This window comes from Haloferax sp. AB510 (assembly GCF_024136985.1).
Classification (GTDB): Archaea; Halobacteriota; Halobacteria; order Halobacteriales; family Haloferacaceae; genus Haloferax.
Genome location: NZ_JAMYJY010000022.1, coordinates 1 through 16,329 on the forward strand (window position 1 = coordinate 1; position 16,329 = coordinate 16,329).

Annotated in this window: 14 protein-coding genes; 10 read left to right on the forward strand and 4 right to left on the reverse strand. The window is 64.6% G+C overall.

Annotation, left to right across the window (positions count from 1 at the left end; translation table 11 throughout):
- Positions 1-35 precede the first annotated feature (35 nt).
- The 3 genes from NKF06_RS06180 to NKF06_RS06190 all read right to left on the reverse strand — a co-directional run bounded on the left by NKF06_RS06180 (position 36) and on the right by NKF06_RS06190 (position 1,694).
- Entirely contained in the window at positions 36-266 is a 231-nt protein-coding gene (locus NKF06_RS06180; RefSeq protein ID WP_042662220.1) for an AbrB/MazE/SpoVT family DNA-binding domain-containing protein, read from the reverse strand.
- A 151-nt stretch (positions 267-417) separates the two neighbouring features.
- A complete protein-coding gene (locus NKF06_RS06185) occupies positions 418-834 on the reverse strand; it encodes a hypothetical protein (protein ID WP_042662221.1) in 417 nt (138 codons plus the stop codon).
- The gene (locus NKF06_RS06190) at positions 831-1,694 is read right to left on the reverse strand and encodes a ParA family protein (protein ID WP_058828587.1); all 864 of its coding nucleotides are present in this window, start codon (positions 1,692-1,694) and stop codon (positions 831-833) included. The genes NKF06_RS06185 and NKF06_RS06190 overlap by 4 nt, the downstream gene beginning before the upstream one ends.
- 261 nt (positions 1,695-1,955) lie before the next feature.
- Between NKF06_RS06190 and NKF06_RS06195 the strand changes: the two genes are divergently transcribed.
- From NKF06_RS06195 to NKF06_RS06220, 6 genes are all read left to right on the forward strand, one after another.
- A complete protein-coding gene (locus NKF06_RS06195; protein WP_309142113.1) occupies positions 1,956-3,326 on the forward strand; it encodes an SLC13 family permease in 1,371 nt (456 codons plus the stop codon).
- 156 nt (positions 3,327-3,482) lie between these two features.
- Complete coding sequence (locus NKF06_RS06200) at positions 3,483-4,136, forward strand: helix-turn-helix domain-containing protein (protein WP_004972231.1); 654 nt, start codon at positions 3,483-3,485, stop codon at positions 4,134-4,136.
- Between the two features lie 183 nt (positions 4,137-4,319).
- Positions 4,320-6,188: an ABC transporter substrate-binding protein gene (locus tag NKF06_RS06205; RefSeq protein ID WP_253244843.1), complete on the forward strand. Its 1,869-nt coding sequence runs from the start codon at positions 4,320-4,322 to the stop codon at positions 6,186-6,188.
- A gap of 51 nt (positions 6,189-6,239) precedes the next feature.
- Positions 6,240-7,235 carry an ABC transporter permease gene (locus NKF06_RS06210; protein ID WP_058828585.1) on the forward strand — a complete coding sequence of 332 codons (996 nt, stop codon included), beginning with the start codon at positions 6,240-6,242 and terminating at the stop codon, positions 7,233-7,235.
- Positions 7,232-8,152: an ABC transporter permease gene (locus NKF06_RS06215; protein WP_253244844.1), complete on the forward strand. Its 921-nt coding sequence runs from the start codon at positions 7,232-7,234 to the stop codon at positions 8,150-8,152. The genes NKF06_RS06210 and NKF06_RS06215 overlap by 4 nt, the downstream gene beginning before the upstream one ends.
- Positions 8,149-10,263 carry an ABC transporter ATP-binding protein gene (locus NKF06_RS06220; RefSeq protein ID WP_253244845.1) on the forward strand — a complete coding sequence of 705 codons (2,115 nt, stop codon included), beginning with the start codon at positions 8,149-8,151 and terminating at the stop codon, positions 10,261-10,263. The genes NKF06_RS06215 and NKF06_RS06220 overlap by 4 nt, the downstream gene beginning before the upstream one ends.
- A gap of 386 nt (positions 10,264-10,649) precedes the next feature.
- Here the strand turns inward: NKF06_RS06220 and NKF06_RS06225 are convergent, their stop codons facing one another.
- The gene (locus tag NKF06_RS06225; protein WP_253244846.1) at positions 10,650-11,690 is read right to left on the reverse strand and encodes an alcohol dehydrogenase catalytic domain-containing protein; all 1,041 of its coding nucleotides are present in this window, start codon (positions 11,688-11,690) and stop codon (positions 10,650-10,652) included.
- Positions 11,691-11,788: 98 nt separating this feature from the next.
- Between NKF06_RS06225 and NKF06_RS06230 the strand changes: the two genes are divergently transcribed.
- The 4 genes from NKF06_RS06230 to NKF06_RS06245 all read left to right on the forward strand — a co-directional run bounded on the left by NKF06_RS06230 (position 11,789) and on the right by NKF06_RS06245 (position 16,324).
- Complete coding sequence (locus tag NKF06_RS06230) at positions 11,789-12,562, forward strand: SDR family NAD(P)-dependent oxidoreductase (RefSeq protein ID WP_115882873.1); 774 nt, start codon at positions 11,789-11,791, stop codon at positions 12,560-12,562.
- A gap of 739 nt (positions 12,563-13,301) precedes the next feature.
- A complete protein-coding gene (locus NKF06_RS06235) occupies positions 13,302-14,171 on the forward strand; it encodes a fumarylacetoacetate hydrolase family protein (protein ID WP_058828580.1) in 870 nt (289 codons plus the stop codon).
- Positions 14,168-15,286 (forward strand): D-xylose 1-dehydrogenase Gfo6, encoded by a 1,119-nt coding sequence (gene gfo6 / locus NKF06_RS06240; RefSeq protein ID WP_253244847.1) that lies wholly within the window; start codon positions 14,168-14,170, stop codon positions 15,284-15,286. Before NKF06_RS06235 ends, gfo6 begins: the two co-directional genes overlap by 4 nt.
- 60 nt (positions 15,287-15,346) lie before the next feature.
- A complete protein-coding gene (locus NKF06_RS06245) occupies positions 15,347-16,324 on the forward strand; it encodes a D-xylose 1-dehydrogenase (RefSeq protein WP_253244848.1) in 978 nt (325 codons plus the stop codon).
- The last annotated feature ends 5 nt before the right edge of the window (positions 16,325-16,329 follow it).

The following is a 16,329-nucleotide window of genomic DNA, read 5'->3' on the forward strand; positions in this document are numbered from 1 at the left end:
ATGAGTGCCAGCAGGAAATCCGTCTCCGCGTACATTCAGCGGCCGGCCTCGTCTATCGCCGCGTTCCGCGCACCGTGGCGGAGTTCTTCGGCCGTCTTCTCGACGTCCGCGAACTCGGTGCGGAGCGCATCGAGCGGGTCATCCTCGATTGGAATCAGCTTGATACCGTCGTGCAGTTGGACGATGTGGTAGTGTTCGCCGTACCGCTCTCTGATCTCTTTGGGGAGCGTGAGGCGTCCGCGACCGTCCAGCGTCGCTTCGGACATACGCTCACTACGGTGGGTATACTGAAGTAATTTCCCCACATCTCGATCACTACCCACGCGGAGCGGACCGTCTCGGTCGGTGCGCTCCCGCTGTCGTGTCGCTCGTGTTCTGTCCGGTGCTAAGAGGTTTGACGGAGACGGATTATTCGAATTATTCGGAGCGTTCCTCGTCGACGCCGCGCTGTTCGAGGACGCGTTCGACGATTTCTTCGGGGTGTTCGGTGGCCACGTCGAGCGCGGCGTTGTGGAGTTCGCTCTTCGTGACGCCCTTGAGCCCGTGGTCGCGGGTCAGGTCCCGCTCCACGTCGTAGGTGATGATGTCGTCGAACTCGTCGGCGACCGCTTCGAGCACGTAGAGCGCCTTGTGGACGGTCTCATCGAACTCGAACGCGGGGCGCTCTCGGGGGTCGACCTCCTCGACAGGCTCCGGTTCTGTCCCTCCTTCCGATTCGACCGCGTCGTCGGTGCCGGCGTCTTCGGACGCTGGTTCGGGTTCCGGTTCGGGGTCCGCCGCGGACTCCCCACTCCCCATCGCGGCGTCGAGGTCGCCGAAGGGGTCTTCGCTCATCGGGCCACCTCGCCCTCTTCGACGATTTGCGCGAGTTCATCGTAGCACGCCAACTGGTCGCAGGTGCTGTCGTAGTCCCGAAGCGGCATGTGCTCGCGAATCGACGCGTCGATGGCCGAGCGGTGTCGAATTCCCGGCTTCGGCAGGTCGTCGTCCCACTCGCCGTTGTCGATGGCCTCGAACACTTCCGGGTCGGTGTACGCGAAGTTCGGGAGCTTCGACGCGATGTTCGGCTTCGAGACGAGCGCCTCCACGAGCCGTCTCGTCGGACGGTCGTGGTCGATTCGGTCCCGGAGGTCGGTCGGCACGACCGCGAGGATTTCGAGGTCGAAGTGTTCGCGCGCGGGCGTGATGAGTCGCTTGACGGTCTTTTCGAGTCCCGAGAGCGCCCCTGACTCGGGTCGCATCGGCAAGACGAGGTTCTGCGTGGCGTACAGCGCGTTGTCGTTGAGCTTCCCGCGCGCCGCGGGGCAGTCCACGACGACGTAGTCGTAGTCGTCGCCGAGAAGCGGGTCGATGACGCGCTGTTTGAGCCGCGCCGACCCCATCATCACGCCGCCGAGGTCCGACTCGACCTGCTCGATGCGGTCGTTCGACGGGAGGAGGTCGATTTCGAACTCGGTCTCCAAGATGAGCTCCCGCGGCTCCAACTCGGCGTCGTCGAGGAGCACGTCGCCGAGATGCGCTTCCGAGTAGAACTCCTCGCCGAACCCGAGACCCGTCGTGGTGTGTCCGTTCGGGTCGAGGTCCACGAGCAGTACGTCGCTTCCCCGGTGTGCGAGCTCGCGGGCGAGGTTGATGGAGGTCGTCGACTTGCCGATACCGCCTTTGAGGAGACAGACGCTGACTGCACGTGACATGATGGGGATATCCGTGATAGCGAGATTCTCGGCACAGTTGAAATAATTATGGTTACTCCGGCCCTTTGGACTGCTCAAACAATCCAAATAATTCAAATAATTCAAATTGGGGTTGTCTCTCCTCGATTCGCGCTCTTCCCTCGATTGGCGGCCCGAATTGTCGCCGGCAGTAGCTATTTGGACCCGTTGTGTGCAGGTACGTTCGTGATAGATTGGTTGCCCGACCGAGGGCTGCGCGCCCCGGAGCTCTCCTCGCAGACGGTGACGCTCGTCGCCGCCGCCGCCCTGCTCCTCGCAGTCGTCGGGCTCCACCCCGTCTCCGTCCTTCCGGTCCGGTCGCAGTACGCGCTTTCGGTTTTCGTCGTCGCGCTCCTACTTTGGTTGACCAAACCGGTCCCGTACGCGATTTCGAGTCTGGCCTGTGTCTCCTTGTTGTACGCTCTCGGCGTCGTGGACTCCTTCGAGGCCGCGGTCAGCGGCTTCACCTCCTCGCTCGTCTACTTCCTCCTCGTGTTGTTACTCCTCGGCAACGCGGTCCGGTCGGTGGGGTTGGATACCCGGTTAGCGAACCGACTGCTGTCCCCGGACAGCACCCCTCGTGGGGCGTTTCGATCCATCGCCCGGAACGTGCTCGTACTGGCGCTGTTCATGCCGTCCGCAATGGCCCGTGCGGTCGCGTTCATCCCCATCGTCGAGGAGGTGACCGAGGAGTTCGACCTCCCGTCGGGAAGCGGGTTCGAGCGCGCGTCGTTCCTCCTCTTGGGTCACATCAACCCCATCGCGTCGATGGCGCTCATGACCGGCGGCGGGATGGCGCTCGTCACGTCGGGCATCCTCTCGACGAGCGTCCGACCGCTCTCGTGGGTCGAGTGGGCTGTCTTGATGATTCCGCCGACAGTGGTTCTCTACGCGCTCGCCGCCGCGGCCGCTGGTCTCTTCAACGCCGTCGATGCCGACTCGACTGTTGACCCCGGGAAGCCGGGGATTGCGGACGCGCCCTCCGACGGCGAGTTGACTCGCGAGCAGGGATTCGTCGCGGTGGTGATGGCCGGGACCGTCCTCGCGTGGGTCGTCGGCTCGTTCGTCGGTCTTCCCGAGATTTTCCCGGCAGTCGTCGCGGTCACCGTCCTCGCGCTCCCGGGAGTCGACGTTATCGACACCGACGACGTCAAGGGACTCAGCTGGGGCGTCCTCTTTCTCATCGGCGCGACGCTATCGATTCTGGACGCCTTGGAAGCGACCCAAACCATCGCGCTCGTCGTCGACCTCCTCGCGCAGTTCGTCCCGTTCGGGGCGTTCAGTCACTGGCAACTCGTCGGATTGCTCCTCGGGTTCGCGGTCGCCGTTCGCGTGCTCTTTTCGACCGGGTCGGCCGCCATCGTGGTGATTCTCCCCATCGTGCTGCGGTTCGCGGAGACGTTCGGCGTGACGCGGCTCTATCTCGGACTCGCCGTCCTCCTGGTGGTGGGGTCGACCACGATTCTCCCGTTCAACACGACCGCCGTGCTCGTCTCGCTCGACCGCGGACCGCTGACGAATCGGGACGTGACGCTGTTCGGGTTCGTGACGATGGGCCTGTCGCTCGCCGTCGTGACTCTCTCGTGGCTCTTCTACTGGCCGCTCGTCGCCTGACTCGGCGGCCGGCCCAGTGCCCCGTCCGCGTGAACTCGGCCCGGTATCGCCGCCCGTTGCGGCAACCACCTGGCTATTTATAGGTGAACGGTATCTGGCCGGTACGGGTGAGTTCGTATCTTACGTGTTGAGTTTACGACGGCTCCGACCGGCGTCATGTCGAAGATAGATCGCCGCCTGCGAGACGCCCGGAGCATCGAGTTGGACAACGCGTTTTACGTCGAGGACGGGACGTGGATCGAGTCGCTCACCATCGCCTCGAACGGCCCCTTCGACGTGGAGTCCCTCCTCGCCGATATCTCGGGTGTGACCGTCTTCTACGACGAGGAGATCCCGACCGCCTCGACCGACGTGCAGATACGCCGAGTGACGATTCTCGCCAACGAGTCGTACCCGTTCATCCTCGGACTGGTGCTCAGACAGGAGACGATTCCGAACCGCATCGTCCTCCAAGACGGCGTCTTCGAGGTCGTCGCCACCGCACAGGATTGGGACCACTTCAGGGAACTCGCCGACGAGATTCAGGAGACGCTCGGGGAGTTCGAACTCCGCTCCGTGACGCAGGACGAGGCCCCCGGTGAACCGCTTGACAGCGGCCGATTAAAGGAGGTGTTAATCTCCAAGCTGACCGACGACCAACTCGCGGTTCTCGAGACGGCGTTCAACCACGGCTACTTCCACATTCCGCGGGAGACCTCTGAGACCGAACTCGCGGAGGAACTGGGTATCGCTCAGTCCACGCTGAGCGAACGACTCCGGACCGCGGAGCGAAATCTGCTCGAACTCATCTACGGCCCGCGACAGGAGTAGCTCACACCTTGCTGGAGAATGTTGCCGATTTTCACCGGACCAGTATATAAAGAGCGATAGATATCGGGGCGTATCGGGAACAGCACCATGGAAGATACTCCATAACAAGCGGTCGCAATGTCGGAGAAAAATCGTGATAGTTCAGGTGTCGAACGTGGAACTGGCCTTACGCGACGCGACTACGTGGCGGCGACTGCGACCGCCCTCGGCGTGACCGGACTCGCGGGGTGTACCGGTGGCGGCGGCAACGGGAGCGGCGGGAGCGACGGCGGGTCGAGTCTCACCCCCGACGTTCCGTCCGGGACCCCGGAGACGGTCGAGACGAAGTACTGGCGCGAGTGGGAGACCATCGACGCCGACGAACCGCCGCTCGACTACAGCGCGACCGCCGGCGCGGTGTTGGACCCCGTCCCGCTCGAATTCTCGAGCGAGGACGACCCGTGGATGCGGGAACACGCGCTCATGGTCCAGCGCGGGCTTGACGCCCTCGGCGTCGGGACGCAACTCAACGACCGACCGCTGAACCAACTGTACGCCCAGAGCTGGGACACGAAGGGACTCGAAGCGATCATCTCGATGAGTACCCACGGTCCGGACCCGCAACGCGGGCTAGACCCGAACCCGCTTTTGATGCGGCGGACCGAGACGAGTCTCTCGAACTACGACAACTACTACCACCCTGACCTGCAGGAGGTGCTGACGGAACAGAGTCGGGCGACCGACCGCGCCGAGCGCGAGGAGCTCGTCGCCGAGGCCCAGCGCATCTTCAGCGAGGACGTGGGCGCGCTCATCACGCTGTTCCCCGATATCATCACCGCGGTCAACACGGAGCGCTGGAGCGGCTACGTCCAGACGCCGGGCAACGGCCCGACGAAGGACTCGTTCGTCTGGTCGGAGGTGAACCTCCAACCCCAGACCGACGACCGGACCTACATCAAGGGCGTGACCACCTCGATGAACTCGCTGAACCTCCCGTGGGCCGCCGGCGGCGCGGAGGCGAAGCGACTGACGTTCATCTACGACGGCCTCTTCGACGCCACGCCGGACCTCGAAGTCGTTCCCGCGCTGGCGACCGGCGGCGGGTTCGTCGACGACACCACTGTCGAACTCACCCTCCGCGAGGGCGTCGAGTGGCACGACGGCGAGCCGTTCACCGCGGAGGACGTGAAGTTCACCGTCGAACTGTACAAGGAACACTCCTCGACCAGTCAGACGCCGTTCTACGAGCCGGTCGAGTCAGTCGAGGTGCTCGGCGACCACGAGGTTCGGTTCAATCTGAAGGGCCCCGACGCGGCGTTCATGACCCAGCGCGTCGTTCGCAGCGTCATCATTCCCAAGCACAAGTGGGAGGACGTGGAGAACCCGTCCCAACACAACCCCGAGTCGCCCGTCGGCACGGGGCCGTTCACGTACGAGAACTGGGAGCAGGGCACTCGCTTCGAGGTGTCGAAAAACGAGGGCCACTGGATGTTCGACGACGACTGGCGGGCCGACGTGCTCGGCGACCAGGCCACGACCGGCGAGGGCGTCGACCGCGTCATCTGGATAAACGTCGGCAACATCGACTCCATGATCGGCTCGCTGCAGGGCGGCGAAATCGACGCCATCGGCACGACGCTCTCGAACTCGCAGGCCGACCGCGCCGCGAGCACCGCCGGCGTCGAGAAGATGACCTCGGGCAACTTCGCGCCGCTCGACACGAAGCTGATGTTCTCCTGTCCGCTCGTTCGCGACAAGGAGTTCCGCGTCGCTCTCGCCAAGTCGGTCGACACCGAGGGCTTCGCCACCGACGTGTTACAGGACCGCGCGACCGTCCCGAGCGGGGAGAACCCGATTTCGGACCTCACGCCGTGGCACACGTCGGATACCACCCACTACGAGTTCGATATCGACGGAGCGAAATCGAACCTCGAACAGGCCGGCTACACGTGGGACGACGACGGAAACCTCCGGTTCCCCAACGGGGACGCGTGGGCCGCCTTCGTCGAGCGCATCCAGCCCGGAAACATGCACCAACGCCGCGACGAACTCGGACAGGCGGACTTCTCGTGAGGTAACGAGCATGTCGAACACTACCCATTCGCGCCGTCGGGGGGTCCGACCATGAGTGAGTTCCAGCGCTTCCTCGCGAAGCGACTCGCCATCTCCATCCTGCTCACCCTCGTGGCCGTCTCGGTCATCTTCGTCGTCCTGCGGCTGCTTCCGGGAAGCCCGTTCGAGTCGCTCGTCACCGCGGGCAATCTGAGCCAGCAGCAAATCACCGAGATTCGGGCGATGTACGGCCTCGACCAGCCGATGTGGCGGCAGTACCTCAGCTACCTCCAGAGCATCCTGCTGTTCCAGTTCGGCTACTCCATCCTGCGGAGTCAGCCCGTCTGGGGAGTGTTGGCCCCGCGGCTCGTCAACACGCTCATCCTGCTCGTCCCCGCGTTAGTGACGACGGCGGTCCTGAGTTCCCTCCTCGGGATGTACGTCGGCTGGAACCGGGGGAGTAAACTGGAGAAGCTCAGCATCATCGCCACGACGTTCCTCCGGTCGACGCCGGTGTTCATCACGGGCATCCTGTTCGTCATCATCTTCGCGTACAACCTCGAACTGGTGCCCGCCTTCGGGATGCGCTCTATCAGCGCCTCGCCGGAGGGCTACGTCGAGACGTTCGCCTCGCTCGACTTCCTGCACCACTACATCCTTCCGTTTACGGTGTCGGTGCTGTACTACAGCGGCGATTTCCTTCTGTTGGCGCGCAACGGCGTCGTCGAAAAGCGGGGCTCTGAGTTCCTCAAGCTTCACCGCGCAAAGGGGCTCTCGGAGATGCAGCAGCTCGCGCGGGCGGGTCGGAACTCCATGCTGCCGATTTTGACCTACTTCGCGCTGCGTCTCGGGATGATCTTCCAGGGGCTCATCCTGCTCGAAGTCGTCTTCGGCTGGCCCGGCATCGGCCGCGAACTCGTGCTCGCCATCCAACAGCAGGACTACCCGCTGGTGCAGGCGGCCGTGTTCATCATGGCGCTCGCGGTCATCGTGGCGAACCTCGTCGCCGACGTGCTGTACGCCTACTTCGACCCGACCGTCTCGACCAGCGGAGGTGGTGCCGCGTGAGCACCGAGACGAAGCCCGAAGCCGAACTCAAAAAGCGCGTCGAGGGTGTCACGGAGACGCTCCGCAACCAGTTCACGTTCCTGCGGCGCGACCGTCTCGCGTTCGCCGGCGTCGTCATCGTCGCCGCGTTCGTCTTCCTCGGTCTCCTCGGGCCCGCGCTCGCCCCGCACGACCCCATCGAGCACACCGTCCGCGACGACACGGGTTCGATGCTGCGGCTGTCCGAACCAACCGGTGCGGCCCCGTTCGGGACGACCGCCTACGGCAAGGACGTCCTGAGCCAGTTCCTCGCCGGTGCGCAACCGACGTTCATCGTCGGACTGTTCGGCGGCATCGGGACCGGCGCGCTCGGCTTTCTCGTGGGGCTCGTCAGCGGGTACTACGGCGGCTGGGTCGACGAGGTCCTCATGCGTCTCACGGACCTTACGTTCTCCCTGCCGTTCACGCCGATGGCGCTGTTGCTCCTGACGTTCGTGACGCCGAGCGTCTGGCTCATGACGGGCATCATCGTCGCGTTCCTCTGGAAGATGCCCGCGCGCGTCGTCCGCTCCGAGGTCCTCTCCGTCAGAGAGCGCACCTTCGTGAAGTCGGCGCGCGCCAGCGGCGCGAGCGACCTGCGGACGATGCTCTACCACGTCGCGCCGAACGTGCTCCCCATCGGCTTTCTCTACACGGCCTACGGCATCGCGTGGGCCATCGCCGCGCAGGCCAGCCTGGCGTTCCTCGGGTTCGGCGACCCGACCGTCACGAGTTGGGGCCGGATGCTCCGACAGGTGTTCGAATCGGGCAACATGCGTGTCGCTTGGTGGTGGGTGCTCCCACCCGCACTCGGCATCGCGGCCATCACCACCTCGGTGTTCCTCATCGGCCGCGCCTACGAAGAAGTCATCAACCCGGAGATCCAGACCGAACAATGAGCCTCCTCGACATCACAGACCTCACGGTCACGTACTCGACCGACAGCGGAACCGTCCACGCCGTCAACGACGTGTCGTTCAGCATCGACGAGGGCGTCAACTACGGCCTCGCCGGCGAATCCGGCTCGGGGAAATCGACGCTCGCCGAGGCGGTTCTCGGTCTCCTCCCGAGCAACGGCTCCGTCGAATCCGGCAGTATCGAATTCCAGGGCCGCGACCTGACCGATCTCAGCGAACGCGAGCGTCGCGACGTGCTCTGGGAGGATATCGCCTATATCCCCCAGAGCGCGATGGACTCGCTCGACCCGGTGATGTCCACCGGCGCGCAGATTCGGCAGGCGATTCAGACCCATCGGAACGTCACCGACGACAAGGCTCGCGCGCGAGTCCGAGAACTGTTCGAAATCGTCGGGCTCGACCCCGACCGCATCGACGACTACCCCCACGAGTTCTCCGGGGGGATGCGCCAGCGCGTGACCATCGCGATGGCGCTCGCGCTCGAACCGGACCTCATCATCGCCGACGAGCCGACCACGGGTCTCGACGTCATCGTCCAGGACAAGATTATCGACAAGATTCTGGAGATACAGGACCGGATGGACAGCTCGTTGCTGCTCATCACCCACGAAATCGGCGTCATCGCCGAGACGTGCGACGAGCTTTCGATTCTCTACGGCGGGAAAGCCATGGAGCAGGGGAGCGTCGACAACGTCCTCGTGAACCCCACGAATCCGTACACGATGGGGCTGAAGAACTCCTTCCCGGAGATTGAGGAGGGCGACCAGGACCCCGTCTCGATTCCGGGGTCGCCGCCGAACCTGAGCGAGTCACCCAGTGCCTGTGTCTTCAAGGACCGGTGTCCGTTCGCCACCGAAGAGTGCGAGGCGTCTCATCCGGACCTCGTCGACCTGCCGAACCGCAACCACCGCTCGGCGTGCCACCACGTCACCAAAGCCGCCCAGATGCGGCGTGACGCCACTGACCCGGAGACGTGGGGCATCCCCGATAGTCACGACGAATCGGACCGCGGCGAGGTGCTTCTCGAAACCGACGGCCTCGAAAAGTACTACGAGCAGAGCCAGCCGCTCTTGGAGCAACTCAGGGGGAACGACCCGAACTATGTTCGGGCCGTCGACGGCGTTTCCCTGCGCGTCCGGCGGTCCGAAATCCTCGGCATCGCCGGCGAGTCCGGCTGTGGGAAGTCGACGCTCGGCGAGACCATCGCGCTCCTGAAACAGCCGACCGGCGGCGAGTTCGTCTTCGACGGCGAGCCCTACGAGCACTACGCGGACGGGAACATGCGCGAGTTCCGCCGGAAGGTCCAGATAATCTTCCAGGACCCCTTCGACTCGCTCAATCCGAGACAGACGGTTCGGCAGTTGGTCGGCGAACCGCTCACTATCCACGACTACCGGACCGAGGAGCGCGAACGGGCAATCATCGAGACGCTGGAGAAAGTCGGGCTCACGCCAGCGCGGAAGTTCCTTGACCAGTACCCACACCAGCTATCGGGGGGCCAACGCCAGCGCGTCGCGGTGGCCAAGGCGCTCGTTCTCGACCCCGACTTCCTCATCTGCGACGAGCCGGCGTCGATGCTCGACGTGTCGCTGAAGGTGAACCTGCTGAATCTCCTTCGGGAACTCGCCGACACAGAGGACATCGGCATCGTCTACATCTCTCACGACCTCGCCAGTCTGGTGCAGGTGTCGGACCGACTCGCGATTATGTATCTCGGGCGGGTCATCGAGGAGGGCGACGTCGAGTCCATCGCGGCCGAGCCGAAACACCCGTACACCACCTCGCTCCTCGCGGCCGCCCCCGAGAAGGACCCGACGGTCGACCGCGACCGCGTTCTGCTCGACGGCGAGCCACCGGACCCGGTCGACCTCCCGTCGGGGTGCGTCTTCGCCCCGCGGTGCCCGAAGGCCGAAGACGAGTGCCGGGAGAGCGAACCCGGACTCGATACCGTCCGAAGCGGCGAGCACCGCGCCGCGTGCTACTTCCCGGACGGGGAGACCCCCGCCGCAGACGACCTCGCCGACGACCGCTCCGGCACATACGGGGACCCTGAGTTCTCGTCGCCGGCTAGTGGTGATTCGGCGAGCGACTGACGCCGCCCTTCGACTCTCCTCGCTTCGTCTCTTTGACGACCTCCCGGTAGCGCCGCGTCCCGATTCAGGTCCGAGGTTCGCCCCGGTGCATCAAAATTGTATAAAATAAAAAATTCTGCCGAAGGAAATATCCAAACAGTTTTCAAATCATTGGGTGTGTACTCCCGAAAAATGGTCTGTAATGGAATCATAAACTCCAAATAGGGGATATTTGACCACAAACATTAGAAAATATGTGTTTCTTTTCCATTCAGAACGGTTGAAAGCCCGAACTATGTACTATATGCGTACTTTAGTGGTTAAATAGCCGTCTTCGACCGAAGATAATATTGTTGTATATTTGGATTTCTATCTCTGGTTTGAACTGCTATCGACCGAAACTTCCCTTACGCCAACTCCGAGATATCGAACACCGGCTTGCACGTCCCTCCTTCGATGAACGTCTCGAAAGCCTCGTCGGCTTCGAGCAGTGAGAACCGGGTGTCGACGAACGTCTCGCAGTCCACGTCGCCGTCGCGAATCAGGCGGAAGGAGCGCTCGAAGTCCTCGTACATCGAGGCGTACGAACACTGCAGGTCGATTTCGGCCCGGACGAGCGGGGAGTAGGGCATCGAGGTCTCACCGGTCTGCCCGACGAGGACGATTTGGCCGCCCTTGCGGACCTCGTCGACAGCCGTCGTGAGCCCCGAGGGGTGGCCGGTCGTGTCGAACACCACGTCGTAGCCGACGCCGTCGGTGTGTCGCTCGCGGCGCGCCTCGGTGTCGTCGTCGGCGACGTTGACGGTCTCGAAGCCGAGTTCCTCCGCGAGCGGGAGCCGATAGTCGGCGTCCTGTCCCACGCCGGAGACGACGACGGTGCCGCCCTGTGCGGCCGCGACCTGGGCCGTGAGCAGACCGATTGGACCGGGCCCCTCGACCAGCACGCGGTCGCCCGCGCCGACGCGAGAGTTCTCGATGACGGCGCGTGCGGCGATGCTCGTCGGTTCCGCGACCGCGGCGTGTCGCTGTTCCACGTCGTCCGGAATCGGGTGCAGGGCACGCTCCGGGACGGCGATGAACCGCTCGTAAGCGCCGTCGTGGTCGACGCCGGTGATGACCGCGTCCTGGCAGACGTTCTCCTCGCCGATGCGACACTGATAACACTCGCCGCAGCCCCGAATCGGGCGTTCGACCACGCGGTCGCCGACGCCGAACTCAGTCACGCCGTCGCCGACTTCGACCACGCGCCCGGCGTACTCGTGGCCGATGACGGTCGGGAGCTCCATCCGCTCGAAGGCGGATTCGAACTCGTAGATACCCGCGTCACTCCCGCAGAGGCCGGCGTAGTCGACCTCTACGAGCACTTCTCCCGTGCCCGGCTCCGGTTTCTGTCGCTCGACGAACTCCATAGCGCCGGAGCTACGCTCCACTTTGGCAAGTCCTCGCATGAGAGCACATGTGGCACGGGCCGGTAAAAACGTATTGCATGCGGCACTCCCATCGCTCGTTCCGCAACTATCATGTCGGCACCGTGCGGACTGGAACCATGGTCGCATATGAGCACACGCCAGTCTCCGTCAGCGACAAGCGCGTAGTCGTCGTCGGCGGGACAAGCGGCATCGGACAGGCAATCGCTCTCGGATTCGCGAGCGAGGGCGCGGACGTACTCGCAACCAGCCGACGCCAGTCGGCAGTCGACGAGACGGCCGACGCAATCGAGGAACTCGGGGCGAACGCGGTTCGGGAGACGTGCGACGTGACCGACCCGGCCTCGCTCGAACGCGTCCGCGAGCGCGCAGTCGAGGAGTTCGGCGGCATCGACGTGGTCGTCGCCTCGCAGGGTGCGATTTCCCGCAAGACGGTCCGTGATATCGACGACGACGCGTGGGACCACGTCACCGACATCGCGCTCGGGGGCGTCCGCCGGGTGACGCAGGAACTTGCCCCGGCCGTCGCCGACGGCGGGTCGATTATCAACATCTCCTCGTTGGCCGCGCGGCTCTCGATGGCGAACCTCCCCGCCTACTCGGCGGCGAAGGGCGGCGTCGAGGCGTTCACCCGCGCGTCCGCGAAGGAACTCGCGCCCGAGATACGCGTCAACGCCATCGCGCCGGGCTTCGTCATCACCCCGCAGAACGCCGACACCTACGCCGAGGGGACCGAAAAGCGCGAGCGAATCGACGAACGAACGCCGCTCGGTCGGGTCGCGGAGCGAGAGGAGATCGTCGGCGCGGCGGTCTTCCTCGCGAGCGACGCGTCTTCGTTCGTGACCGGTGAAGTCATCACCGTCGACGGCGGGTTCGCGGACAGCGCCTTCTGACGGCCCCCTCCGTATCTTCCTCGCGCGTCGTCATCCCATCGCCGGCCGAGAGGGTTCTCTGGAACACCCGTGCTGTCTTCGACGCGCGGTCACCGCCGGCTCCGAAGGGTGACCCGATAGTTGTTCTGTAATGGAGAACAGAGGCTGAGTCGCGGAATCACACTCGGTCTCGCGTCACGACTCCCCTCGACGCTCTCTAGTCCGGTCGCTTTCGCCGGCGTCCGCCTTTCTAGATTACAAGCGTACCTGTGTAATCTCGACCGCGACCGCCCAGAGTCAAGCGCTTGAGTTGTGCACGTTCCCGTTCGATATCGATTCCCCACTGTTCTGTAATAGAGAACTTTTGGATTCGGTCGAGCCCAGGCCGACGATAAGTCGAATGTCCACGATACGCACGCAAAGAGGAATTATCTCTCCTGTCTCTGGCAGACGTGTCTCTTCGGGGAGGCCAACAGACCCGGTGGAGACACGTCCGAAACGGCTGAAATCGTGAACGTCGAACGTTCCGTCTCTCTGCGCTCGCGTTCTGAAAATGAGAACGCCTCTGTCGGATGCCAGCACGACGGTTCCGAGCCCTCGGTGGTCACGTCGCGGCCGCCGGTCGGCAGGTGGCTCCCTATCGCTCGGATACTATCTCCTCTCGAACTCGCTCACGTCCCGCGATTCCGCGCCGTTCCCGCCAGTTGGCGTCCACGTCGGGACGTACTTTTATAACAATCGATGGTAATTGGGATACTGAATGCAGTACCACCAGTTAGAGGTGTCGGGAGAGCGCCGTCTCACGGTGAGTCGCGACTCCACGACCTACGACCTCACGACCGCTGACGCCGACCTTCGGACGTTCGGCGACTTGGCTCGCGTTGCGAGTATTGCCCGCATTCCAATCGACCGACTCGCCGCCGAACTCACAGAAGCCGCCGACGTGATCGACGAGGCGTTCGTCGACCAGCACGCGACCGTCCCGGTCGACGCCGAGGAAGTCTGGGCCGCCGGCGTCACCTACCAGATCAGCGAGCAGGCGCGCGAGGAAGAGAGTTCCATGCCGGACATGTACTACGACGTCTACGACGCCGACCGGCCGGAAATATTCTTCAAAGCCACGCCCTCTCGGACCGTCGAACCGGGCGATGCCATCGGCGTCAGAGACGATTCCGAGTGGGACGTCCCCGAACCGGAACTCGGTATCGTCCTGCGGCGCGGCGAAATCGTCGGCTACACGGTCGGCAACGACGTGAGTAGTCGGTCGATAGAGGGCGAAAACCCGCTGTACCTGCCGCAGGCGAAGGTTTACGACCGCTGTTGTTCGCTCGGCCCGTGCGTGGTCACGCCGGAGGACATCGGCGACCCCCACGAGTTGGAGATGAGCATGACCATCGAACGCGACGGCGAGGTCGTCTACGACGACGCCACCAACACCAGCGAGATGGTCCGTAGCTGTGAGGAACTCGTCTCGTACTTCACACGCCACAACACGGTGCCCGAACTTGCGGTCATCCTCACGGGCACCTCGCTCGTCCCCGAACAGCCGTTCGACCTCCAAGAAGGCGACCGCGTCGACATCACCGTCGAGGGCATCGGCACTCTCTCGAACGGCGTCACCACCGTATGACCTCCACACCCACCGACATCACAGACGAGTTCACGCGCCGCGACTGGCAGGGCGACGACGTGACGGGCACCGTCAGGCTCGCCATGATCGGCCTCGGCTGGTGGACCCGCGACGAGGCGATTCCCGCGGTCGAGGAGTCCGAGTTCTGCGAGACGACGGTCGTCGTCAGTAGCTCGAAGGAGAAAGCCGAGGGCGCGAGGGAGTTGGCCGAGTCGATAACCCACGGGCTCACCTACGACGAGTTCCACGAGGGCGTCGCCGCCGACGCCTACGACGCGGTGTACGTCGTCACGCCGAACGGGTTACATCTCCCGTACGTCGAGACCGCCGCCGAGTTGGGGAAGGCGGTCCTCTGCGAGAAACCGCTCGAAGCGTCGGTTGAGCGGGCCGAGAAGCTCGTCGCCGCCTGCGACCGAGCTGACGTGCCCCTGATGGTCGCCTATCGGATGCAGACCGAGCCGGCCGTCCGGCGCGCCCGCGAACTCGTCGAGGCCGGCGTCATCGGCGACCCGGTGTTCGTCCACGGCCACATGTCCCAGCGCCTGCTCGACGAGGTCGTCCCCGACCCAGACCAATGGCGGCTCGACCCCGAACTCTCCGGCGGCGCGACCGTCATGGACATCGGGCTCTACCCGCTGAACACCGCCCGGTTCGTCCTCGACGCCGACCCCGTCCGCGTCAGAGCGCGCGCCCGCGTCGACGACGAGGCGTTCGAGGCCGTCGGCGACGAACACGTCAGCTTCGGCGTCGACTTCGACGACGGCACGCTCGCGGTCTGCACCGCCAGCCAGTCGGCCTACCAGTCGAGCCACCTCCGAGTGACCGGAACCGAGGGGGAACTCGAAATCGAGCCCGCGTTCTACAACCGCCAGCAACGCGGCTTCCGGCTGTCGTGGGGCACTCAATCCGTCGAGTACGACTTCGAGCAGGTGAACCAGATGACCGAGGAGTTCGACTACTTCGCGTCCCGCCTTCTGACGGAGACCGAGCCCGCGCCCGACGGCGACCACGCACTCGTGGATATGCGTGCGATGGACGCGATTTACGCCGCGGCGGAGCGCGGCACCGATGTCGCCGTCGACGCTGACGTCGCCTCCGCCTCCGACGAGGCGTAAGCCCCGATTCGACGCGTTTTCGCCCGGAGTTTTATTATCGGGGTCGCCGCACCTCCCCGCATGCAGTTTGGTATCCTCGGCACCGCAGGTATCGGCATCGAATCGGTGATTCCGGCCATTCAGGCGAGCGACCACACGGCGGCGGCCATCGCGTCCCGCGACGAGGCACGGGCGAGCGCAGTCGCCGACGAGGTCGGCATTCCCACCGCGTACGGTAGTTACGAGGCGCTGTTGGCTGACGACTCCCTCGACGCGGTCTACATCCCGCTTCCCAATAGCCTCCACGCCGACTGGGTCCGGGCGGCCGCCGACCACGGTCTGCACGTGCTCTGCGAGAAGCCGCTGACCGCCAGCGCCGACGAGACGGCCGCCGTCTTCGACTACTGCGATGACGCGGGCGTCACGCTGATGGAGGGGTTCATGTATCGCTTCCACCCGCGGACCGAGCGGGCCGCCGAACTCGTCGCGTCGGAACTCGGCGAAGTCGTCTCGGTCACCTCGAACTTCTCGTTCCGTCTGCCCGACGGGGCGGAGAACATCCGCATCGAACCCGAACTCGCGGGCGGGAGCGTCATGGACGTCGGCTGTTACGCCATCAGCGCGGCGCGGCTCTTCCTCGGGACGCCCGACCGGGTGTACGCGACCACGACCGACACGCGCGACTGCGGCGTCGACACGCGGATGTCGGGCGTCTTGGAGTACGACTCCGGCGCGAGCGCCAGCGTCGAATCGTCGTTCGACACGCCCGAGACGCAGTACTACCGCGTCCAGACCACCGACGGCTGGCTGGAGGCGAAGACCGCGTTCAACATCGAGCCGACGGCGTCCGCCGAACTCACCTATGCCACCGACGGCCGGGTCGTCACGGAGACGTTCGACCCGATAGACAACTACCGCAGCGAGGTCGAGGCGTTCGCCCGCGCCGTCGAGACCGGCGAGACGCCGCGAATCGACCGCGAGGAGTCCGTCGACCTCATGCGGACCATCGACGCGGTTTACGAGAGCGCCGACACCGGGCGCGCGGTCGACCTGGACTGACCGTC

Bases quoted from the DNA above. Each gene is read 5' to 3' on its own strand.
- NKF06_RS06180 (WP_042662220.1), bottom strand. From the start codon at position 266: ATGTCCGAAGCGACGCTGGACGGTCGCGGACGCCTCACGCTCCCCAAA.
- NKF06_RS06185 (WP_042662221.1), bottom strand. From the start codon at position 834: ATGAGCGAAGACCCCTTCGGCGACCTCGACGCCGCGATGGGGAGTGGG.
- NKF06_RS06190 (WP_058828587.1), bottom strand. From the start codon at position 1,694: ATGTCACGTGCAGTCAGCGTCTGTCTCCTCAAAGGCGGTATCGGCAAG.
- NKF06_RS06200 (WP_004972231.1), top strand. From the start codon at position 3,483: ATGTCGAAGATAGATCGCCGCCTGCGAGACGCCCGGAGCATCGAGTTG.
- NKF06_RS06210 (WP_058828585.1), top strand. From the start codon at position 6,240: ATGAGTGAGTTCCAGCGCTTCCTCGCGAAGCGACTCGCCATCTCCATC.
- NKF06_RS06220 (WP_253244845.1), top strand. From the start codon at position 8,149: ATGAGCCTCCTCGACATCACAGACCTCACGGTCACGTACTCGACCGAC.
- NKF06_RS06225 (WP_253244846.1), bottom strand. From the start codon at position 11,690: ATGCGAGGACTTGCCAAAGTGGAGCGTAGCTCCGGCGCTATGGAGTTC.
- NKF06_RS06230 (WP_115882873.1), top strand. From the start codon at position 11,789: ATGGTCGCATATGAGCACACGCCAGTCTCCGTCAGCGACAAGCGCGTA.
- NKF06_RS06235 (WP_058828580.1), top strand. From the start codon at position 13,302: ATGCAGTACCACCAGTTAGAGGTGTCGGGAGAGCGCCGTCTCACGGTG.
- gfo6 (WP_253244847.1), top strand. From the start codon at position 14,168: ATGACCTCCACACCCACCGACATCACAGACGAGTTCACGCGCCGCGAC.
- NKF06_RS06245 (WP_253244848.1), top strand. From the start codon at position 15,347: ATGCAGTTTGGTATCCTCGGCACCGCAGGTATCGGCATCGAATCGGTG.